15 protein-coding genes are annotated in these 21,973 nt (G+C 65.2%); 7 read left to right on the plus strand and 8 right to left on the minus strand.

What is annotated here, in order from left to right; translation table 11 throughout:
- Window positions 1-2: 2 nt before the first annotated feature.
- The gene (locus DCM80_RS22315; protein WP_257193718.1) at window positions 3-1,622 is read right to left on the minus strand and encodes a GMC family oxidoreductase; all 1,620 of its coding nucleotides are present in this window, start codon (window positions 1,620-1,622) and stop codon (window positions 3-5) included.
- Window positions 1,623-1,874: 252 nt separating this feature from the next.
- Here DCM80_RS22315 and DCM80_RS22320 point away from each other — a divergent pair, with 252 nt between their 5' ends.
- A complete protein-coding gene (locus tag DCM80_RS22320; RefSeq protein ID WP_257193719.1) occupies window positions 1,875-3,047 on the plus strand; it encodes a M20 aminoacylase family protein in 1,173 nt (390 codons plus the stop codon).
- A 1-nt stretch (window position 3,048) separates the two neighbouring features.
- Here DCM80_RS22320 and DCM80_RS22325 read toward each other — a convergent pair whose 3' ends face one another.
- Together DCM80_RS22325 and DCM80_RS22330 are read right to left on the minus strand one after the other, a co-directional pair.
- On the minus strand, window positions 3,049-4,491 hold the full coding sequence (locus DCM80_RS22325; RefSeq protein WP_257193720.1) for a UdgX family uracil-DNA binding protein: 1,443 nt from the start codon (window positions 4,489-4,491) through the stop codon (window positions 3,049-3,051).
- Window positions 4,491-5,726, minus strand: coding sequence for a putative DNA modification/repair radical SAM protein (locus DCM80_RS22330; RefSeq protein WP_257193721.1), 1,236 nt, complete (start codon window positions 5,724-5,726; stop codon window positions 4,491-4,493). Before DCM80_RS22330 ends, DCM80_RS22325 begins: the two co-directional genes overlap by 1 nt.
- Before the next feature lie 162 nt (window positions 5,727-5,888).
- Here DCM80_RS22330 and DCM80_RS22335 point away from each other — a divergent pair, with 162 nt between their 5' ends.
- The 3 genes from DCM80_RS22335 to DCM80_RS22345 are packed head-to-tail and all read left to right on the plus strand — an operon-like array spanning window position 5,889 to window position 11,621.
- A complete protein-coding gene (locus tag DCM80_RS22335; RefSeq protein WP_257198008.1) occupies window positions 5,889-6,677 on the plus strand; it encodes an ImuA family protein in 789 nt (262 codons plus the stop codon).
- The gene (locus tag DCM80_RS22340) at window positions 6,574-8,166 is read left to right on the plus strand and encodes a DNA polymerase Y family protein (RefSeq protein ID WP_257193722.1); all 1,593 of its coding nucleotides are present in this window, start codon (window positions 6,574-6,576) and stop codon (window positions 8,164-8,166) included. Before DCM80_RS22335 ends, DCM80_RS22340 begins: the two co-directional genes overlap by 104 nt.
- Complete coding sequence (locus DCM80_RS22345; protein WP_257193723.1) at window positions 8,163-11,621, plus strand: error-prone DNA polymerase; 3,459 nt, start codon at window positions 8,163-8,165, stop codon at window positions 11,619-11,621. Before DCM80_RS22340 ends, DCM80_RS22345 begins: the two co-directional genes overlap by 4 nt.
- 150 nt (window positions 11,622-11,771) lie before the next feature.
- Here DCM80_RS22345 and DCM80_RS22350 read toward each other — a convergent pair whose 3' ends face one another.
- On the minus strand, window positions 11,772-12,542 hold the full coding sequence (locus DCM80_RS22350; protein ID WP_257198009.1) for an SDR family NAD(P)-dependent oxidoreductase: 771 nt from the start codon (window positions 12,540-12,542) through the stop codon (window positions 11,772-11,774).
- 174 nt (window positions 12,543-12,716) lie between these two features.
- Complete coding sequence (locus tag DCM80_RS22355; protein ID WP_257177478.1) at window positions 12,717-13,004, minus strand: hypothetical protein; 288 nt, start codon at window positions 13,002-13,004, stop codon at window positions 12,717-12,719.
- Window positions 13,005-13,113: 109 nt separating this feature from the next.
- Here DCM80_RS22355 and DCM80_RS22360 point away from each other — a divergent pair, with 109 nt between their 5' ends.
- From DCM80_RS22360 to DCM80_RS22370, 3 genes are all read left to right on the plus strand, one after another.
- Window positions 13,114-14,514: a CoA transferase gene (locus DCM80_RS22360; protein WP_257193724.1), complete on the plus strand. Its 1,401-nt coding sequence runs from the start codon at window positions 13,114-13,116 to the stop codon at window positions 14,512-14,514.
- A 145-nt stretch (window positions 14,515-14,659) separates the two neighbouring features.
- Complete coding sequence (locus DCM80_RS22365) at window positions 14,660-15,901, plus strand: efflux RND transporter periplasmic adaptor subunit (protein WP_257193725.1); 1,242 nt, start codon at window positions 14,660-14,662, stop codon at window positions 15,899-15,901.
- Between the two features lie 27 nt (window positions 15,902-15,928).
- Entirely contained in the window at window positions 15,929-19,045 is a 3,117-nt protein-coding gene (locus DCM80_RS22370) for an efflux RND transporter permease subunit (RefSeq protein WP_257193726.1), read from the plus strand.
- Window positions 19,046-19,048: 3 nt separating this feature from the next.
- On the opposite strand, the gene DCM80_RS22375 is transcribed toward DCM80_RS22370, so the two are convergent.
- From DCM80_RS22375 to DCM80_RS22380, 3 genes are all read right to left on the minus strand, one after another.
- Window positions 19,049-20,011: an amidohydrolase family protein gene (locus DCM80_RS22375; protein WP_257193727.1), complete on the minus strand. Its 963-nt coding sequence runs from the start codon at window positions 20,009-20,011 to the stop codon at window positions 19,049-19,051.
- A 109-nt stretch (window positions 20,012-20,120) separates the two neighbouring features.
- The gene (locus tag DCM80_RS31310) at window positions 20,121-20,330 is read right to left on the minus strand and encodes a DNA-binding protein (protein ID WP_373569363.1); all 210 of its coding nucleotides are present in this window, start codon (window positions 20,328-20,330) and stop codon (window positions 20,121-20,123) included.
- 64 nt (window positions 20,331-20,394) lie between these two features.
- Window positions 20,395-21,825: a TolC family outer membrane protein gene (locus DCM80_RS22380; RefSeq protein WP_373569364.1), complete on the minus strand. Its 1,431-nt coding sequence runs from the start codon at window positions 21,823-21,825 to the stop codon at window positions 20,395-20,397.
- Window positions 21,826-21,973 lie beyond the last annotated feature (148 nt).

Genomic DNA, 21,973 nt, shown 5'->3' on the forward strand with positions numbered 1-21,973 from the left:
CGCTACTTGGCATCCTCCAAGATCATCGTCGCACCCTTCTCCGCGATCATCGCCGTCGGCGTGTTGGTGTTGCCGGAGGTGATGGTCGGCATGATCGAGGCATCGACGATGCGCAGGCCTGCGAGTCCGTAGAAGCGCAGGCGCTCGTCGACGACCGCCATGGGATCGCTGACCGCCCCCATCTTTGCCGTGCCGACGGGATGGAAAATGGTGGTGCCGATATCGCCGGCGGCTTTCGCCAGCGAGGCGTCGTCGTCACCGACGGTGGGGCCGGGCAAATATTCGCTCGGGCGATATTTGGCGAGCGCCTTCTGCTGCATCAGGCGGCGCGTGGTGCGGATGGCGTCGGCGGCGACCTGGCGGTCGTCGCCGGTCGACAGATAATTCGGCGCGATGATGGGCTTCTCGTCCGGGCTCGCCGAGCGCAGCCGCACGGTGCCGCGCGAGGTCGGCTGGAGATTGCAGGCGCTCACGGTGATGGCGGGGAAGCGGTGCAGGGGATCGCCGAACTTGTCGAGCGACAGCGGCTGCACGTGGAACTGGATGTTGGCGCGGGCGCGCGTCGCATCGGAGCGGGTGAAGATACCGAGCTGCGAGGGCGCCATGGTCAGGGGACCGCGGCGGCGGAAGGCGTAGTCGAGGCCCATCAACCCGCGGCGGAACAGATTGTAATAGGTCTCGTTCAGCGTGCGCACGCCCTCGACCTTGTAGATCGCACGCTGCTGCAGGTGATCTTGAAGATTGCGACCCACCCCGGGCCTGTCCATGACGATGTCGACGCCGAGTGGCGACAGCCAGTCGGCGGGCCCGATGCCGGAGCGATGCAGCACCTGCACCGACCCGATCGAGCCGGCCGAGAGGATCACCTCGCGTTTCGCGCGCGCCTCGATCATCTCGCCGTTCTGGATGAAGCGCACGCCGACGGCGTGGCCTTGCTCGATGATCAGGCGGTCGACCAGCACATGCTTCTCGAGCCGCAGGTTCGCCCGCCTCAGGGCCGGCTTGAGGAAGCCGCGCGCCGAGGACCAGCGCCGGCCGCGCTTCTGGTTGACGTGGAAATAGCTGGTGCCTTCGTTGTCGCCGGTGTTGAAATCCGGGATGCGCTTGATGCCCATCTCCTCGGCGGCGTCGCCGACCGCATCGAGAATGTCCCATGACAGCCGCGGCGCTTCGATGCGCCAGCCGCCGCCGGCGCCGTGATGCTCGTTCGCGCCCAGGAAATGATCTTCGAGCTTCCTGAACAGCGGCAGCACGTCGTCGTAGCCCCAGCCGGTCATGCCGAGTTGGCGCCAGTGATCGTAATCGGCAGCCTGTCCGCGCATCGAGATCATGGCGTTGATCGCCGAGCAGCCGCCGATCACCTTGCCGCGGGGATAGGCGAGCGCGCGGCCGTTCAGCCCGGGCTCGGCCTCGGTCTTGAACATCCAGTCCGAGCGCGGATTGCCGATCGCGAAGAGATAGCCGACCGGGATATGGAACCAGATCCAGTTGTCGTCGCCACCGGCTTCGAGGATGAGGACGCGGTTCTTGGGCTCGGCCGAGAGCCGGTTGGCGACGATGCAGCCGGCGGTGCCGGCCCCGACGACAATGTAGTCAAACTCACCTTCGAGCCGCCTTGGCATTCTGCTTCCACCCAAACAAGCGTCACGCCGGGCTGGTCCCGGACATCCACGCGCTTTCTGTCCTAATAGTCGGACGTGGATGGCCAAGACAAGCTCAAGACAAGCTCAAGACAAGCTCAGACAAGTTGGAGACGAGCCGGCCGCAAGCCCGGCCATGACGAGAGGACAGGGCTACCCTCGATCTGCGGGAGTTAGCTGGACCGACGCTTGCATGGTAGATAGTCCTGTATTTCAACAAAGCTCGAGACCTCCATGCCCATCGTCAACCGCGTCGCCGACCTCCAATCCGAAATTCAGGCCTGGCGCCGGGACATCCACCAGCATCCCGAGCTGCTGTACGACGTTCATCGCACCGCAGCATTCGTGGCGGACCGGTTGCGCGAGTTCGGTTGCGATGAGGTCGTGACCGGCCTCGGCCAGACCGGCGTCGTCGGCGTCATCAAGGGCAGCAAGCCGGCCGGCGAAGGTCTCAAGGTGATCGGCATGCGTGCCGACATGGACGCGCTGCCCGTCGACGAGCAGACCAACCTGCCTTACGCCTCCAGGATCCCGGGCAAGATGCACGCCTGCGGCCATGACGGTCACACCGCGATGCTGCTCGGAGCAGCCCGCTACCTCGCCGAGACCCGCAATTTCGCCGGCGATGCCGTGGTGATCTTCCAGCCGGCGGAGGAGGGCGGCGCTGGCGGCGCGGCCATGGTCAAGGACGGCCTGATGGAGCGCTTCGGCATCGAGCAGGTCTACGGCATGCACAACGGCCCGGGCATCCCGGTCGGCTCGTTCGCGATCCGGCCTGGACCGATCATGGCGGCGACCGACGAGGTCGACATCATGATCGAGGGCGTCGGCGGCCACGCCGCGCGTCCGCACAAATGCGTCGATTCCGTGCTGGTTGGCGCCCAGGTGATCACGGCGCTGCAATCGATCGTCGCGCGCAGCGTCGATCCCCTGGAATCGGCCGTGATCTCGATCTGCGAATTCCACGCCGGCAACGCCCGCAACGTCATTCCGCAGACCGCGACTCTGCGGGGCACCATCCGCACACTCTCGCCCGAGGTGCGCAAGCTGGTCGAGAAGCGCGTGCACGAGGTGGTGGCTGGCGTTGCGCAGATCACCGGCGCCAAGATCGACCTGCATTACAAGCGCAACTACCCCGTCGTGAACAACCACGCCGCCGAGACCGAGGTGGCGCGTCGCATCGCCAAGCAGGTTGCGGGCGAAGCCAATGTGCACGAGATGCCGCCGCTGATGGGCGGGGAGGATTTCGCCTATATGCTGGAAGCGCGGCCCGGCGCCTTCATCTTCTGCGGCAACGGCGACAGCGCCGGGCTGCATCACCCCGCTTACAATTTCAACGACGAGGCGATCGTCTACGGCACGTCCTATTGGGTGAAGCTGGTCGAGGAACAGCTGGCGGCGTCGTAGTTCACGCGGCGCGCGCCGCCTTCTTCTGCAGGCTCGCGGCGATCCTCAGGTCCTCGACAAAGCGCCGATATTCCAGCGCTTTGGCTTCCGGATCTGGCAGCCGCAGCAGATAGGACGGATGCACCGTCACCAGCGCTTTTCGCCCCTCGGGAAGCTCGATGAGGCGGCCGCGGGTCTTGCCGATCGGGGTGATCTTGCCGAACACGCTTTGCGCGGCGGTTGCGCCCATCGCCACGATCAGATCGGGCTGGATCGCCGCAACTTCGCGCTCGTACCATTGCCGGCAGGCGCGGATCTCCGGCGTGTTCGGCTTCTGGTGCAGGCGGATCTTGCCGCGCGGCACGAATTTGAAGTGCTTGACCGCGTTGGTGACATAGACCTTCTTGCGGTCGACGCCGGCCTCCTCCAGCGCACGGTCCAGCATCTGGCCGGCCGGGCCGACGAAGGGATGGCCGGCGAGGTCTTCCTTGTCGCCGGGCTGCTCGCCGACCAGCATGATGTTGGCGGACTTCGGGCCTTCGCCGAACACGGTCTGGGTTGCGTCCTTGTAGAGATGGCAGGCGCGGCAATGCGCGGCTTCCTCGCGAAGCGCTTCGAGATCGTCGGCAGCGGACTTGCGTTTCATCGGAGCCTCCGGCCGCTTCTGGGGCTTGTGCGGATCGGTTGCGGCATTGGCGATCATAGCACCGGTCATGCGCTCGGCGTCCTCGATCAGGGGCTTAATGATCGAAGCCTCGGGCAGGTTCCTCCAGTATTTCTTCGGCATCTCGGCCTGCATTGCCTTCACCTTGAGCCGGGCCGGATTGAAGATGCTGGCGTAGTAGCGCCGCCAGGTTTCCTCGAGCCGGTCTTCGCCCGGCGCCTCGCTCTTGCTGACGCCCGGCGTGAACGAAAGCGAATGGCCATTCCAATGCGCGCAGAGGTCGGGAGTCAGGATCGACCAGGGCATGTCGGCAAAGCGTTTTGCGAAGAACGGCGCGGCGAGCTCGACGATGTGATGCTCCGGCTCGAACCAGGCAACGTAATGCGCCTCGCGTTCCCTGCCGATCTCGCGGAAGCGCACGAAGGCATGCATCTTATGCTCGTCGCGATGGACCGCTCTCGCCATGGCGGTGACGTGCGCAACGTCAGGATCGGTCGCGACATCGATGAGATCGTGATTGTCCTTCAGCCGAAACAGCAGCCGATAGAGGATGGCAAAGCGCTGGGGATCGCGGTGCAGGATCGCTGCTTTGGCGAGTTCGATGAATTTGCCTGACACGTTGAAGGTGCCGTCGTTCACCTCGAGGATCGGTGATGGCGCGGGCGGTGCGAACAAGTCCGCTTCGCCGCCTTGCACGGTCCAGGTGACATCGCTGGGCGGCACGTGGTGAAGCACGAGGCTGCGCGCGGCTTTGCGCCAGCCGTCGAAATCGGTTTCGGTGTCGAGGATGATGTATTGCATCAGAAGCCAAACCCCAGTTGCGTTGCCTTCGGTTTGAACCGTTCGATCAGCCGCGCGTCGTCGAGACGATGTGGTGACGGCCGGTGATCGCTGAGGACGATGAACGGCATCGCCTTGTTGCGGGGCACATGCAGCCGCGCGAGATCGGCGAGGCGGATCGTGGTGGTGCGCCGTGCCGCGATGATGCGTTCGACCGCTTTGGTGCCGAATCCCGGCACGCGCAGCAGCTCCTCGCGGCTGGCACGGTTGACGTCGAGCGGAAAGCGGTCGCGGTGACGCAGCGCCCAGGCGAGCTTTGGATCGATCTCGAGCGGCAGCATCGCGCTGTCGTCGACGATCTCGCCGACATCGAAGCCGTAGAACCGCATCAGCCAGTCGGCCTGGTAGAGCCGGTGCTCGCGCAGCAAGGGCGGCTGCACCAATGGCAAGGCGCGGCTGGCGTCCGGGATCGGGCTGAAGGCGGAATAGTAGACCCGCCTCAACTTGTATGAGCCGTAGAGATTTGAACTGGTGTGGAGAATGGTGTGGTCGGAGGCGCTGTCGGCGCCGACGATCATCTGGGTGCTCTGGCCGGCCGGCGCGAAGCGCTGCGGCTTGGCCTTCGTTCTCGTTGCGCGGTTCTCCTCGGCCTCGTCGAGCTTCAGCCGCAGCCGGCCCATGGTGCGGCGGATCGCGCGCACGTCTTTCTCGGGCGCGAATTGCTGCAGGCTGGTTTCCTGCGGCATCTCGATGTTGATGGAGAGGCGGTCGGCATATTTGCCGGCTTCCGCGATCAGCGTATCGTCGGCCTCCGGAATGGTCTTGAGGTGAATGTAGCCGCGGAAGTGATGCTCCTCGCGCAGCTTTCGCGCGACACCCACCACCTGCTCCATGGTGTAGTCGGGGCTGCGGATGATGCCGGAGGAGAGGAACAGGCCCTCGATGTAATTGCGTCGGTAGAAGTCGAGCGTCAGCTTGACCACCTCCTCGATCGTGAAGCGGGCGCGCGGCACGTTGGAGGAGGCACGGTTGACGCAATAAAGGCAATCGTAATTGCAGGCGTTGGTCAGCAGCACCTTGAGCAGGGAGATGCAGCGTCCGTCCGGCGCATAGGAATGGCAGATGCCCATGCCGGGCGCGGTCGAGCCCATGCCCTTGCCGTCGCTGGAATCCCGCTTCTCGGTGCCGCTGGAGGCGCAGGACGCGTCGTACTTGGCGGCATCGGCCAGGATCTCCAGCTTACGTTGCACGTCCATGTCTAAATCCCATTGATTCCGCTGATGAATCCGAAAGCGCGGCAATTCGATTGACTCTCCGCGCGCCGTTAGCTTTATATTAGAACATATCATGAACAAATGAGCCAGCTGCTGGTTCTTCTTTTGAAGGCCACGGCACCAATTCCTGAAGGAGCGGCGAGCATGAGCGGCGCACGTATGAGCGCGCTTGCGATCTTGCGCGGCCAGATCGAGCGCATCGAGACGGCGGAGATCGTGCATCAGCACGATCGGGTGGCGCTCGGCCACAGCGGGATCGACGACGCGCTGAAGGGCGGCCTCGCGCGTGCGGCGATCCACGAGGTGTTTTGCGAGGGGCGCCAGGGCGTGGCCGCGACGGGTTTTGTCATGGGGCTTGCGGGGCGCGTGACGGCACGCAAGCCGCTGCTGTGGGTGCGGCAGGATTTTTCGGAAGTGGAAACCGGTGCGCTGTCGATGAGCGGGCTCAAAGAGCTCGGCCTCGATCCGCGCCGCGTGGTGATGGTCCGCGCCGCCGATGTCGAGAGCGCGCTGCGAATCTCGGCCGATGCGCTTGCCTGCGACGCGCTGGGCGCCGTCGTGCTCGAGCTCTGGGGCGAGACCAGGCAGTTCGATCTGGTGGCGAGCCGCAAGCTGACGCTGGCCGCGCAAGGCTCCGGCGTCACCGGCCTGATGCTGCGCATGGCCGCGCAGCCGCTGCCTTCCACCGCGGAGACGCGATGGATGCTGCGCGCGGCGCATTCGCCGCCGGGACCTGTGTGGAACGTTTGGGGCGCGCCGCGCTTCGATGCCGAGCTTTTGCGCAATCGTCATGGCCCCTGCGGCCGGTGGATCATGGAATGGAATTGTGATGAGTGCAAGTTCAGTGAGCCGTCGACGTATTCTCAGCCTGTGGCTGCCGCGCCTGCCCATCGACCGGATTCAGCGGTTTCTTGGCAGCGCCGGACTGGGTGAATCCACGCATCCGAGCATCGTCGTCATCAAGGACAACAATGCGCTGGTGATCCATGCGCTGGACGAGACCGCCGAGCGCCTCGGCCTGTACATCGGCCAACCCTTGGCCAATGCACGGGCGATGTGTCCGGACTTGAAAGTGTTCGACGCCGATGTCGCGGCCGATGCCAAGACGCTCAGCGATATCGCCGATTGGTGCGACCGCTTCACGCCGCTGGTGGCGCTCGATCCGCCGCACGGGCTGTTCCTCGACATCACCGGCTGCGCGCATCTGTTCGGCGGCGAGGCTGCGCTGTTCACGACGCTGGTTCGTGCGCTCGGGCGGCAGGGCTTTGCCGTCGGTGCGGCGATCGCCGGCACGTCGGTCTGCGCGCGTACGCTGACGCGGCAGGCATCCGGCAGCATCGTCGCCGATGGCGGCGAGGCGGCGGCGATCGAGCGGTTTCCGGTGTCCGCGCTCGGTGCGGGCGAGGCCATCACCACGGGCCTGCGCCGCGCCGGCTTGAAGACCATCGGCGACGTCGCCTCGCGCACACGAAGCGAGATCACGGCGCGGTTCGGCGCCCGGTTCTCCACGCTGCTCGCGCATGCGCTGGGGCAGGGCGATGCGCCGATCAGCCCGCGCAAGCCGTTGCCCGATTACATCGTCGAGAAGCGCTTCGCCGAGCCGATCGCAACCGACACCATGATCGCGATGACGCTGTCGCGCCTGGCCGACACGCTGATCGCCTCCATGGAGAAGCAGGGCAAAGGCGCGCACCGGCTGGAGGCCGCCTTCTTCCGCACCGACGGCGTGGTGCGCGTGATCATGGTCGAGACCGGACGTCCCGTGACGAAAAGCGCGGTGATCGACCGCCTGTTCCGCGAGCGTCTCGATGCGCTCGCCGATCCGCTCGATCCCGGCTTCGGCTTCGACATGGTGCGCCTGTCGGCGAGCCGCACCGAGATCGTGGTGCAGGAGCAGCGCGATCTCGACGCCCATGTCCACGACAATGACGAGCTCGCCGCGCTGATCGATCGCATCGCCGCGCGCATCGGAGGAAAACGCGTCGTCGTGCACCTGCCTGAGGATACCCATATTCCCGAATGTGCAGTGATGGCCGCCCCGGCGCAGCATCATCTTGCTGCCGCCATGCAGGCCGAATGGCCCGCGCGGATCGAGAGCGAGCCGCCGCTGCGTCCCTTAAGGCTGTTCGACAAGCCGGAGCCGATCAAGGTGCCGTTCGCGGCCGTGCCGGATGGTCCGCCGCATCAATTCACCTGGCGCCGCGCGCTGCATGCCGTGGTGCGGGTGGAGGGGCCCGAGCGCATCGCGATGGAATGGTGGCGGCAGGACGGCAAGCAGCTGACGCGGGATTATTTCCGCATCGAGGATGCCGAGGGACTGCGCTTCTGGATATTTCGCGACGGTCTTTACGAGGGGGAAGTGTTCGATGGCGAGGGCAAGCCCACCTCGCCCGGCTGGTATGTGCACGGTCTCTTCGCATGAATATGTCCGCTTATGCCGAGATCGGCATCACCACCAACTTCTCCTTCCTGCGCGGCGGCTCGGATCCGCGCGCCTATGTGCATCAGGCCAGCGCGCTCGGCATTCCCGCGATCGGCATCGCCGATCACAACACGCTGGCCGGCGTGGTGCGGGCCTACAAGGAACTCGACAATGACAAGGTGCTGCGCAAGCCGAAGCTGCTGATCGGCGCGCGCATCGTTTTCATCGACGGCACGCCCGACATCTTGGTCTATCCGCGCGACCGCGCCGCCTATGGCCGGCTGTGCCAGCTCCTGACCCGGGGCAAGCGCGGTGACGACATCACGCGGATCGAGAAGGGCGAGTGCCGTCTCAGCCTCGCCGATCTCGTGGAATTTTCCGAAGGCCAACTGCTCATTCTGACGCTGCCGCATCGCTTCGACCCGGCCCAGGCGCTGGACGTTCTGGCGCAGCTGAAGACGGGCCCCGCCGAAGGCGTGTGGCTGGCGGCGAGCCTGGTCTATCGCGGCGACGACCGCCGCCGGCTGGCGCGGCTCGATGATCTCGCGATGAAGGCGAAGGTGCCGCTGCTCGCGACCAACGAGGTGCTGTATCACGATCCCGGCCGCCGTCCGCTGCAGGATGTGCTGACCTGTATCCGGGAAAAGACCACGATCGAGGCTGTGGGGCGGAAGCTGGAAGCCAATGCCGAACGGTTCCTGAAGACACCGCGCGAGATGGCGCGTCTGTTCCGCGATTTCCCCGATGCGATCGCGGAGACCATGCGGTTTGCGGACGCCATCGAGTTTTCCCTCGATCAGCTCAAATACCAATATCCTGACGAGCCGGTGCCGCCGGGCAAGACCGCACAGGGGCATCTGGAGGATCTGACCTGGGCGGGTGTCGAGAAGTATTTCGACGGCCAGATCGACGGCAAGCTGCGGGCGACGCTCAACAAAGAGCTCGCGCTGATCGCCGAGTTGAAATACGCGCATTATTTCCTCACCGTTCATGACATCGTGCACTATGCGCGCAGCCAGAACATCCTGTGCCAGGGGCGGGGATCGGCGGCGAATTCGGCCGTGTGCTACGTGCTCGGCATCACCTCGGTCGATCCGACCAAGGTCGATCTGTTGTTCGAACGCTTCATCTCCAAGGAGCGGCTGGAGCCGCCTGACATCGACGTCGATTTCGAGCATTCGCGGCGCGAGGAGGTGATGCAATATGTCTATCGCCGCTACGGTCGCCACCGCGCCGCGATCATCGCGACCGTGATCCATTACCGCCCGCGCAGCGCCATTCGCGACGTCGGCAAGGCGCTGGGCCTGACCGAGGACGTCACCGCCGCGCTCGCCGACACCGTCTGGGGCAGCTGGGGCAAGGGCCTCAACGAGATGCAGGTCCGGCAGGCCGGGTTAGATCCGCAAAATCCCATGATCAACCTCGCGGTCGAGCTCGCAACCGAGCTGATCGAATTCCCGCGCCATCTCTCCCAGCATGTCGGCGGCTATGTGCTGACCCAGGATCGGCTCGACACCTATGTGCCGATCGGCAACGCCGCCATGGACGACCGCACCTTCATCGAATGGGACAAGGACGACGTCGATGCGTTGAGCATGATGAAGGTCGACGTGCTCGCGTTGGGCATGCTGACCTGCATCAGGAAGTGTTTCGACCTGATCGACCAGCACAAGGGCGAGCGTTTCGTGCTGGCGAGCGTTCCGCAGGACGACCCCAGGGTTTACGACATGCTGTGCGCCGGGGAGTCGCTCGGCGTGTTCCAGGTCGAGAGCCGCGCCCAGATGAACATGCTGCCGCGCCTGAAGCCGCGGACCTTCTACGATCTCGTCATCGAGGTCGCGATCGTGCGGCCGGGTCCGATCCAGGGCGACATGGTGCATCCTTACTTGCGGCGGCGGAACGGGCTGGAGAAGGTGAGCTATCCCTCGCCGTCGCCGGAGCACGGCGACAGGGACGAGCTCTACAAGGTGCTGCACAAGACGCTTGGCGTGCCTCTGTTCCAGGAGCAGGCGATGCGGATCGCGATTGAAGCGGCGCATTTCAGCTCCGAGGAAGCCAATGGCCTGCGCCGCTCGATGGCGACCTTCCGCAATGTCGGCACCATCGGCCAATACGAGGAAAAGCTGATCGGCAACATGGTCGCCCGCGGCTACGATCCCAACTTCGCCAGAAGCTGCTTCGACCAGATCAAGGGGTTCGGCTCCTACGGTTTCCCGGAGAGCCACGCCGCGAGCTTTGCGCAGCTCGTCTACATCTCGTCATGGCTGAAGCATTATCACCCCGACGCGTTCTGCTGCGGCTTGTTGAACTCGCAGCCGATGGGGTTTTATGCCCCGGCGCAAATCGTCGGCGATGCCCGCAAGAACGGCGTCGAGGTCCGCGACATCGACGTGTCCTACAGCTTTGCGCAAAACACGCTGGAGCAGGGGAGCGGCAAATACTGTGCCGTCCGCCTTGGCTTCCGCCAGATCGATGGATTCCACTGGCTGGATGAAGACGAGGAGCGGCTGAAGCGCTCACAGTCGTCATTCCGGGGCGACGCGTCAGCGTCGAGCCCGGAATCCATAGCCCCGATCGGGAGTATGGATTCCGGGCTCGCGCCAAGAGGCGCGCCCCGGAATGACAACATGGAAAGAGTGCTCGACTGGGCCGACCGCATCGTCGCCGCCCGCAACCGCCGTCCCTTCACCTCGCTCGAGGACTTTGCCCGCGACACCGGTCTGCCCAAGCGGGCGCTGATCCTGCTGGCGGATGCCGACGCGTTCCGCTCGCTCGGGCTCGACCGTCGCGAGGCGCTGTGGCAGGTGCGACGGCTGCCCGACGACGTGCCGCTGCCGCTGTTCGAGGCGGCCACCGCGCGCGAGCAGCCGGACGAGCATGCCAAGCCGCTGCCGCTGATGCCGCGCGCCGAGCAGGTGGTCGCGGACTACCAGACCATCCGCCTGTCGCTGAAGGGCCATCCGATGGAGTTCTTGCGCGAGATGTTTACGCGCGAGCGCATCGTCGCCTGCAAGGAGATCAATCATGAGAACGAGCGGCGCCGCGTCCGCTGCGCCGGCGTGGTGTTGGTGCGGCAGCGGCCGGGCAGCGCCAGCGGCGTCGTGTTCATGACGCTGGAGGACGAAACCGGCATCGCCAATGTCGTGGTCTGGCCCAAGATCATGGAGCAGTACCGGAAGGAAGTGATGGGCGCGCGGCTTATCGAGGTCCAGGGCTATATCCAGAGCAGCCCCGAAAAGGTGACGCATCTCATCGCCCAGCGCATGATCGACCGCTCGCACGATCTGGTCGGCCTCGCCAACGACGCGCTGAGCCGCCAGCACCCGGTGCCGGCAGGCGCCACATTGGTCGAGCCGCTCAACGAAGACCCTCGCGCGCTCGCGGACATGCCGGCGCAGAAGATCCGCCACCCCCGCAACGTCCGCATCCTGCCGCCGTCGCGGGATTTTCATTGAGATGTGGCGCGAGCTATCACCACATTCTGAGCTGCCGTAGGGTGGGCAAAGGCGCGTCAGCGCCGTGCCCACGTTCTTTGCCTTCGTGAGAGGTGGTGGGCACGCTTCGCTTTGCCCACCCTACGAGATCCCCAGTGATAATGCCGCCCCTCAAAAATTCACCCGGTTCGAGATCGCGCCGTCCACGACGAGATTCGATCCCGTCGTGAATCCCGATACCGGGCTCGCCAGAAACACCGCCGCGTTCGCGATCTCCTGCGGCGTTGCCATGCGGCCGGTCGGATTGCGCTTCATCGCGTCGTTGTAACGCTCCGGCATGTTCTTCTCGATCATCTCCCAGACGCCGCCCCTGAAATAGACGGTGCCCGGCGATACCACATTCACGCGGATCTTCTTCTTGGCGTATTGCCGCGCCAGGCCCTTGGCCATGTGGATCAGCGCCGCCTTGATCGGGCCGTAGGAGCTGGCCGTGTCGGCCTGCGCCGCCGAGATCGAGGAGATGATGACGACGGCGGCATCGCCGTTTCTCCCGCCGCTCGCCTCGAGAAACGGCCGCGCGGCGTCGAAGGCATGAACGGCGCCGAGAACGTCGAGCCGGAAATTCTGCTCCCACGACGCGGGATCGCCGCCTTGCGCCATTGCGCCGGCATTGGAGAACAGCAGGTCGATGCCGCCGAGCTCCTTCGCCGCGCCTTCGATCCAGCCCTTCAACGCCGCGCCGTCGGTGACGTCGACCGGCCCGCCGCTGGCCTTGATGCCGTTCGCCTTCAGCTCCGCGACGGTGGCCGCAACCTGCTCCGCATTGCGTGCGCACACCGCGACATTGGCGCCTTCACCGGCGAGCGTCGCCGCAATCGCCCGCCCGATGCCGCGCGTGCCGCCGAGGACGATGGCGTTCTTTCCCTTGAGACCGAGATCCATTGTTTGGTTGTCCTTCTTGTTGGTGCAGAGAGAGTAGCTGTTTTGGCAGGAATGCTGAACTATCAATTCGTCATTGCGAGCGCAGCGAAGCAATCCAGAAATGCATCTGCGGCGACAGCCTGGATTGCTTCGTCGCAAGAGCTCGCAATGACGTGGAGAGAGACCTCGCCCACCTCACTCCGGCGCCGCTCCCACCGGCGGGCCGCCGGGTGGGCGGTGCAGGAAGGTCAGCGACGCATAGGCGCCGGTCCAGGAGCCGATTGCCGCGAAGGCGACGTAGAATGCGTTTTCGGTGTAGCTGATCACGGCATAAGAGGAGAGCAGATACCAGACCGCGCTCCAGTTCGCCGCCGGAATGCGCTTGCGCGCGATCACGGCCGAGGTGAACATGACGTAGACGGCGTCGGTGGCCGCCGTCGCGATGAATACGGCACCTGCGATGAGGGGATCGATGGCGGCCATTGCATTCCCTTATGTGCTGATGGATGGTCGTAAAAATACAGCATGATCCGGAAAAGTGTGCAGCGGTTTTCCGAAAGATCATGCTCAACTGCAAGGGAGAGAAGCAGCCATGCAAAGCCCCGCCGATATCCTCAAGGATATCTGGACCTCGGCCGGCGGCGATCCGGCCGCGCTCGAACGCGTGCGGCTGACCGGCGAGGAGCCGCAAATTCCCTCTTCATTTCGCGTGGCCGTCGCCGGCCAAGCCACGATCGCCGCCGCCGGCCTCGCCGCGGCCGAGATCTGGCGGCTGCGCAGCGGGCAGATGCAAGACGTCTCCGTCGACATGCGCCACGCCGTCGCCGAATGCCGCTCCGAGCGCCATCTGCGTCTCGACGACAAGCCGCCGCCGCCGGCCTGGGACGCGATCGCCGGTGTCTACAGGACCGGCGATGGCCGCTTCGTCCGCTGCCACACCAATTTCCCGCATCATCGCGCCGCCGTCTGCGAGGTGCTCGGTTGCGAGCCGGCGCGCGACAAGGTGCAGGCTGCGCTGATGCAATGGAGGGGCGAGGATTTCGAGACGGCAGCTTACGCGGCGGGCGGCGTGGTTGCGCTGATGCGGAGCTACGACGAATGGTCTGCATTGCCGCAGGCGCGCGCGCTCGCAGAGTTGCCGCTGATCTCGATCGAGAAAATCGGCGAAGCCCCGCCGAAGCCGTGGCCCAAAGGCGATCGTCCGCTCGAAGGTCTTCGCGTGCTCGATCTCTCCCGCGTCATCGCAGGCCCCGTCGCCGGCCGCACGCTCGCCGCGCACGGCGCTGATGTGCTGCTGGTATCGGGGCCGGCGCTGCCCGCCATCGACTGGCTTACCATCGATACCGGCCGCGGCAAGCTAACCACCTTCATCGAGCTGAAGACCGACGCGGGCAAGGCGCAATTGCGCGACCTGCTGGAGGACGCCGACATCTTCTCGCAAGGCTATCGCCCGGGAGCGCTTGCCGCGCTCGGCTTTTCGCCGGAGCATGCAGCCAAGATCAATCCCGGCATCGTCTACGTGACGCTGTCGGCCTATGGCCATGCCGGGCTCTGGGCCGAGCGCCGCGGCTTCGATTCCCTGGTCCAGACCACGACCGGATTCAATCACGCCGAGGGCCGAGCCGCCGGCCTCGATGCTCCCAAGGAATTGCCGGCGCAGATGCTCGACCACGCCACCGGCTATCTGATGGCGTTCGGCGCGATGATGGCCAAGATGCGCCAGGCACGCGACGGCGGCAGTTGGCACGTGCGTGTATCGCTGGCGCAGACCGGGCGCTGGCTCTGGAATCTCGGTCGGCTCGAAGGCGGACTGAATACCCCGGATCTTGCGGGCGAGGCCGTACATGCTGCGTTCATCGAGAGCATGCCATCCGGATTCGGCATGCTGAAGGCGGTGCGCCATTCGGCGCTGCTGTCGACGACGCCGGCGCATTGGTCTCGTCCGGCGATGCCGCTCGGCTCTCATCCGGCACATTGGCCGGCGCGAAGCTGACATGAAGCTGACAGGTCGCGATATTTTTTACGCAAACCGAAGGGCGCCAGCGTTTTTTAGGTTGTTTGAAATTCCAGTTCGGCACTATTAGCGCAACCGACAAGGCAGACATCTGCCGAGATCGTCGCAGACACGGCCGGGCTTCATGGTGGTTGAAAATACCAAGCGACTGCTGGTGTTCAGACAGCGGCTGATCACGTCCGTAGTTTTACTAGCTTTCGCCGCCGCCGCTGCCTACGGCTTCCTCGCTATGGGGCCGAAGCAAAAGAAGCACTCCGAAGTTTCCAGCCAGTCGCGCAGGAATGCGCAGGCCTTCACGCCGACGCCATCCGAATGGGCGACGCTGACGATCGAGCCGGTCAAGGCTCGCGCCTTCCGCGCCGAATACGTCACCGAAGGCAAGGTCGCCGTCGATGAGGACCGTTCGACGCCGGTGTTTTCGCCCTATGCCGGCCGCGTCACCAAGCTGCTCGCCAAGCCGGGTGAGACGCTTAAGCAGGGGCAACCGCTGTTCACGATCGAGGCCGCCGACACGGTGCAGGCCCAGAACGATTTCATCGCGGCGATGACCTCGCAGAACAAGGCGAAGTCGGCGCTCGAGCTCTCCGACATCCAGTTCAAGCGCGCCAAGGATCTCTATGAGGGCCATGCCATCCCGCTGAAGGATTATCAGCAGGCGGAAGCGACGCAGGTTCAGGCGCAGAATGACATGCGCTCCTCGGCGACGGCGCTGGAAGCGGCGCGCAACAAGCTGCGCATCCTCGGCTTCACCGACGAGGCCATCAAGGCGTTCCGGGAAAAAGGCGTCATCGATCGGGAGATCACGATCTATTCGCCGATCTCCGGCACCGTCGTGCAGCGCAAGATCGGCCCCGGTCAGTACGTCAATTCCGGCGCCAGCGATCCGGTCTTCGTGATCGGCGACCTCTCCACCGTCTGGCTCACCGCCTTCGTGCGCGAGAGCGATGCGGCTGCAGTCTGCATCGGACAGGACGTCACCGTCAACGTGATGGCGCTGCCGGGTCGTCCGCTCACAGCGAAGATCAACTATGTCGCCGCCGCAATCGACCCCAACACCCGTCGCCTGCTGGTCCGCGCCACCATCGACAACAAGGACGGCCTGCTCAAGCCGGAGATGTTCGCCAACGTCACGATCTACTCGGCGGGTGATCGCGCCGCGCCGGCGGTGCCGAAACAGGCCCTGATCTATGAAGCCGACAAGGTTCGTGTCTGGGTCGCGCGCGAGGACAAATCGGTCGAGCTGCGCCAGATCAAGATCGGCCTCGTCAATGGCAACCTGGTCGAGGTCACCGGCAACCTGAAGCCCGGCGAGCAGATCGTCACCAAAGGCAGCCTGTTCATCGACCGCGCGGCGTCCGGCAGCTGACGACGACCCAAGAAATTGAAGACCTGAATGGATCGTCTCGTCGCCCTTGCCGTCAACCGGCGCTTCCTGATGGTCGGCATGTTCGTCGCCGTGCTGATCGGCGGCCTCATCGCGTTCAACCAGCTCAACATCGAGGCCTATCCCGATCCGACCCCGCCGATGGTCGATATCGTGACGCAGAGCCCGGGACTTTCGGCGGAGGAGATCGAGCGCTACATCACGATCCCGATCGAGACCCAGGTCGCCGGCCTGAAGAACATCACGACCATCCGGACCATCTCGCTCTACGGTCTCTCCGACGTCAAGATTCAGTTCTCCTTCGCCTACACCTATGACGAGGCGTTGCAGCAGGTCTTGAACCGCCTGGCGCAGCTTGCGCCGCTGCCCGGCAACGTGCAGCCGCAGATATCGCCGCTGAGCCCGATCGGCGAGATCTTCCGCTACCGTCTCGTGGGGCCGCCGAACTACAGCGTGCTCGACCTCAAGACCATTCAGGACTGGATCCTGCAGCGCCGATTCCGCGCCGTGCCGGGGGTCATCGACGTCACCGGGTGGGGCGGCAAGAGCAAGACCTACGAGCTCCAGGTCGACTTCAACAAGCTGGTCGCCAATGGGCTGACGCTGCCGCAATTGCTGCAGGCGGTCGGCAATTCCAACGTCAATGTCGGCGGCAACACCGTCAATATCGGCCAGCAATCGGCGGTGGTGCGCGGCGTCGGCCTGATCCGCTCGATCGACGATCTCGCCAATACCATGGTGGCGCAGACCGGCGGCAATCCGGTGCTGGTCAAGGACGTCGCCACCGTCACCGTCGGCCAGAAGCCGCGCCTCGGCATTGCCGGCCTCGACGACGCCGACGACATCGTGCAGGGCATCGTCCTGATGCGGCGCGGCGAGCAGAGCTCGCCGACCATCAAGCGTGTCCACCAGCTCGTCCAGCAAATCAACAGTTCCAGCATCCTGCCGCCCGGCGTGCGCATCGAACGCATCTACGACCGAGGCGACCTGATCGAGCTCACCACCCACACCGTGCTGCACAACATGGTGGTCGGCATTGTCCTGATCGTGCTGCTGCAGTGGATCTTCCTCGGTGATCTCCGCAGCGCGCTGATCGTCGGCGCCACCATTCCGTTCGCGCTGTTCTTCGCCGTCATCATCCTGGTGCTGCGCGGGGAATCCGCCAATTTGCTGTCGGTCGGCGCGATCGATTTCGGCCTTATCGTCGATGCCACCGTGATCATGGTCGAGGCGATCTTCCGTCGCCTGACGCATACGACGCCGATCTCGGGAGCCGGGCTTATGTCGCCCGAGACGACGTTCGGCATGAAGAGCCATGCCATCCTCAGCGCGGCCGCCGACGTCTCGCGCTCGATCTTCTTCGCCGCGGCGATCATCATCGCGGCGTTCCTGCCGCTGTTCACGCTGTCGGGCGTCGAGGGCAACATCTTCGGGCCGATGGCGCGCACCTATGCCTATGCGCTGGCCGGCGGGCTGCTTGCGACGTTCACCGTCACGCCGGCCTTGTCCGCGATCATCCTGCCGGCGCATGTCGAGGAAACCGAGACCAGGGTCATGCTGATCCTGCACCGCTTGTACTCGCCGCTGCTGCAATGGGCGGTCGCCAATCGCAACATCGTGCTCGGCGGCGCGGCCGGCCTGGTGCTGATGACGGTGGCGCTCAGCCGGCTGCTCGGCCTCGAATTCCTGCCGAAGCTGGAGGAGGGCAATCTCTGGATCCGTGCCACCCTGCCGCCGACCATCTCGCTCCAGGAAGGCAATTCTTACGTCAACGAGATGCGCAAGCTGATCCGCGCCCGGCCCGAGGTCGAATCCGTCGTATCGCAGCACGGCCGTCCCGACGACGGCACCGATGCCGCCGGCTTCTTCAACGCCGAGTTCTTCGCGCCGCTCAAGCCCGTGAGCCAGTGGCCCGGCACCCGCGACAAGGAAGAGCTGACCGCGCAGTTGCTCAAGCAGCTCGACGATCGTTTCCCCGGCGTCGAGTTCAACTTCTCGCAATATCTCCAGGACAACGTCTCCGAAGCCGTCTCCGGCGTGAAGGGCGAGAACTCGATCAAGCTGTTCGGCAGCGACCTCCAGGCGCTCACCGACACCGCCAACAAGATCAAGCAGGTGCTGGCCACCGTGCAGGGCGTCACCGACCTTGCGGTCTTCACCTCGCTCGGGCAACCGACCATCCAGATCGACATCAACCGCGCCAAGGCCGCGCGCTACGGCCTTGCGCCGGGCGACATCAATGCCACGATCAAGGTCGCGATCGGCGGCGACACCGCGGGAGACCTCTACGAGCCCGGCAGCGATCGTCACTTCCCGATCATTGTCCGCCTCGCGCCGGAATATCGCAGGAGCGCGGAGGCGATCCAGAATTTGCGGATCGGCGCGCCCGGGCCGAACGGCAGCGTCACCCAGATTCCCCTCAGCGAGGTCGCCGACATCAGCCTCGTCTCGGGCGCGGCCTACATCTATCGCGAGCAGCAGGAACGCTATCTGCCGATCAAGTTCTCGGTGCGGGAGCGCGACCTCGGCAGCGCGATCGGCGAGGCCCAGCAGAAGATCGCGGAGCAGGTGCAGCTGCCGCCCGGCTCGCACATGGAATGGGTCGGCGAGTTCGGCAATCTCCAGGACGCGATCCGGCGGCTGTCGATCGTGGTGCCGATCTCGCTGGCGCTGATCGGCGTGCTGCTCTGGTTCAATTTCGGCTCGATGATCGACACGCTGCTCGCGATGAGCGTGATCCCGATGGCGATTTTCGGCGGCGTGCTCGGTCTGTTGATTTCAGGCACGGCCTTCAGCGTCTCCGCGGCGATCGGCTTCATCGCGTTGTTCGGCATCGCCGTGATGGACGGCATCATCATCCTGTCGCAGTTCAACCAGCTGATCGAAGAAGGCATGGACCGCATGACCGCGGTGGTGCGCACGGGAGAGTTGCAGCTGCGGCCGGTGCTGATGACCTGCATCGTCGCCGGCGTCGGCCTGCTGCCGGCGGCGCTGTCCGAGGGGATCGGCTCGCAGGTGCAGAAGCCGCTCGCGGTCGTCGTCGTCACCGGCATGATGCTGGCGCCGGTCGTGATCCTCGTGACCTTGCCGGTCCTGATCTCGTTCTTCTCGCGCCGCGGGCGCTGAGCGTCAGAACCCGTACAGCCGTGCCGGGTTGTCGACCAGGATCTTCTTGCGTATCTCCGCATCCGGCGCCCACACCGGCAGCTGGTTGAGCAGGCGGCCGTCGTCGATCTGATAGAGCGGCGCGATGTCGGTTGCCTTGCGTCCCTCGACTCGGCTGGAATCCGGATGCGGCCAGTCGGTGCCCCAGACGATGCGGTCCGCATTGGCCGCGATCAGAGCCCGCGCATAGGGCACCATGTCCTGGTAGTCGGGTGCGAGCTTCGAGGAGCGATAGGCGCCAGAGATCTTCACATACGCCTTGCCGGACTTGACGAGCGCGATCAGGTCGGAAAATCCGGGTTGCTCCAGGCCGAGCGAAGCCTCGAGCCCGCCGAAATGGTCGAACACGACCGGCACCGGCGCCGCCGCGACGAGGTCCCTGATCGCTGCGATCATGGCCAGCGTGGTGTAGAGCTGCACGTGCCAGCCGCGTGCCTTCATGCGCTCGACGGCGGCGGTGAAGCGCGGCCGGCCGACATTGGGATCGTTGACGCCGCCCGTCGCCAGATTGAGGCGGATGCCACGGAAGCCGTCTTGATGCATCGCATCGAGCTGAGCCTCGGTGATCTTGTCGTCGATCACGGCGACCCCGCGCGCGCTCGCGCCGCGTGCCTTCATGCCGAACAGGGTGGAGGAATTGTCGGTGCCGTAGACGCTCGGGGTGACGATCACCACGCGCTCGATATGCAGCGCCTTGTGCAGCGCGGCCATTTCTTCAGGGCCTGCCGGCTCTGGCGTATAGACGCGGCCTGCGAAGAACGGGAATTTTTCGACATCGCCATGGATGTGGGTGTGGCAGTCGCAGGCGTGCGCGGGAACGTCGAAATTGACCGGCGTCGCGGGCTGCGCCGCACGTGCGTGGGCTCTGTTGGTCATGGCGGCTCCGGCGGCAAGGGAGGCAAGCAGGACGCTGCGTCGGTTGAGCACGGGTTCTCTCCCTGCCTCGTAGTCTTGGGGTGGGATTGAAACGATATCACATCAGCTCTCTATATCCACTTCCTCAGACTTCTGAACCGAGCGGAGGCCGTCACCGCGGTCACGTCTGGAAGGTCGTGCGGCGGGTTCCCTCAGGCTGCACGAGAGTGCTTTGATGTCCGTCCGCTTGTCGTGGTTGCGCTGACAATGTCAGGCCCAACGCCCCGATGATGCGCATGACCGTCTCGAACTCGGGAGTGCCGGTTTCTCGGAGCGCCTTGTAAAGTCGGCCTTCTGAGATACGACTCCGCTCACGGCTACATGGCGTCAAAGAATCCGCTGTGGTGTTCCGAAATGGTGAGTGGCGCAGGGAGTTTCGGAAGTGTGTCGGAGGCCTACTGTCCCGACGGCGTGCGCAGGCCGTGCCAGGCGTCGCGGACCTGGTGGTAGTGCACCTCGGGCAGATAGTCCGGCGTGTTCAGGTTCAGCGTCTTGACGTCGAGATGGCCGATGGCGCTGAGCAGCGTGTAGGAGGCGATGACGCGGTCGCGCTGCGCACCGATCAGGCGGGCCTTGGCCTGGATCAGGTCGGCCTGCGAGTTCAGCACGTCCACCGTCGTGCGCTGTCCGCCGGCGGCCTCGCGCTGCACGCCCTGCAGCGCGACGGTCGCAGCTTTCACCTCGGACTCCGAGGCCGAGACCGCGACCTTGGCGCCTTCGTTGGCAACCCAGGCGCTGACCGCGGCCGTGCGCGCCTGGTTGCGAATCTGGTCGAGCACGAGCCGGCTCTGCGCCGTGATCTCCTTGGCCTGCCGGGTCTGCGCGGCGGCCTGGCCGCCGTCATAGATCGGGGCCGTGACGTTGGCGACGATCGAAGCCTGGTCCTCGGCGAAGGTGCCGAGCGTCGGATCGTTGTTGCGGCTCTTGCTGGCGCTGCCCTGGATGGTGGCGCTCGGCAGCAACACGCCTTCGGCGATGCGGATGTTGGTGGAGGCGACGTCGACGTCGAAGCTTGCGGCCATCACCGCCGGATGCTGGCGGATCGCCATCGTCATGGCGTCTTCGCGGCTCTTCGGCAGATAACGGTCGACGGCCTCGGCGGCCCGAAGCTGCGACGGTGAATTGCCGATGACCTGCGCATAGGTTGCCTGGCTGACGGCAAGCGCGACCTCGGCGGCGTTGAGATCGGCAAGGCCGCGATTGAGGCGCGCCTCGGCCTGCGCGCTGTCGGTCGGCGTGACATCGCCGGCGTTGAGGCGGCGCTGGGTGACGGCGAGCGTCTCGCGCAGGAAGGCCACGTTGGAACGCTGCGCCTCGACCAGCGACTGGTTGGCGAGCACGTTGGTGTAGGCGGTGACGGCGTCGAGCAGCACGCCCTGGCCGACATTGCGCAGCGCCTCGCGGCCCGACTGCACCTGGAGCTCGGCGGCCCGCACGTTGTTGGCGGTCCGGAAGCCGTTGAACAGGGTCTGCGTCACGGTGACGCCGATGATCCATGGCTTCAGGTTGCCGGTCTGGATGGTGTTGTCGGGCAATAGATTGCGCACTGATTGCAGGCCGGCGCTGAGGCTCGCCACGATCTGCGGCCGGTAACCGGCGAGGGCCTGCGGCACGTTCTCGTCGGTGGCGCGTTGTCGCGCCCGTTCGGCATTGAGCTGCGGATTGGTCTGGTAGGCCCTGGCGAGCGCCTCCGGCAGGGCTTCAGCCCAGGCGGCGGAGGGCAGGGCGCCACAGAGCGCCAGCGCGGCCCATGTGGCAAGCACGGCACCTGCGCCCGGTCGGCGCCGCGTCATCACGCGACCAGCTCTGGCGGCACGCCCAATCATGTAATCTCGCTTAATCCCGGCTGTCCGCCCCCGCCGACGGTGGCCTCTTAGCTGTTTAACCAGCCGAGGTCCCGCAGGCAAACTGCCGCGGGGAAAACCCCCATGAAATCCGTGCTTGTTGCAGCTGCGTCACAGGGATCCCGTGTAA

It is taken from the genome of Bradyrhizobium sp. WBOS08 (assembly GCF_024585125.1).
In the GTDB taxonomy this organism is placed as follows: domain Bacteria; phylum Pseudomonadota; class Alphaproteobacteria; order Rhizobiales; family Xanthobacteraceae; genus Bradyrhizobium; species Bradyrhizobium japonicum_B.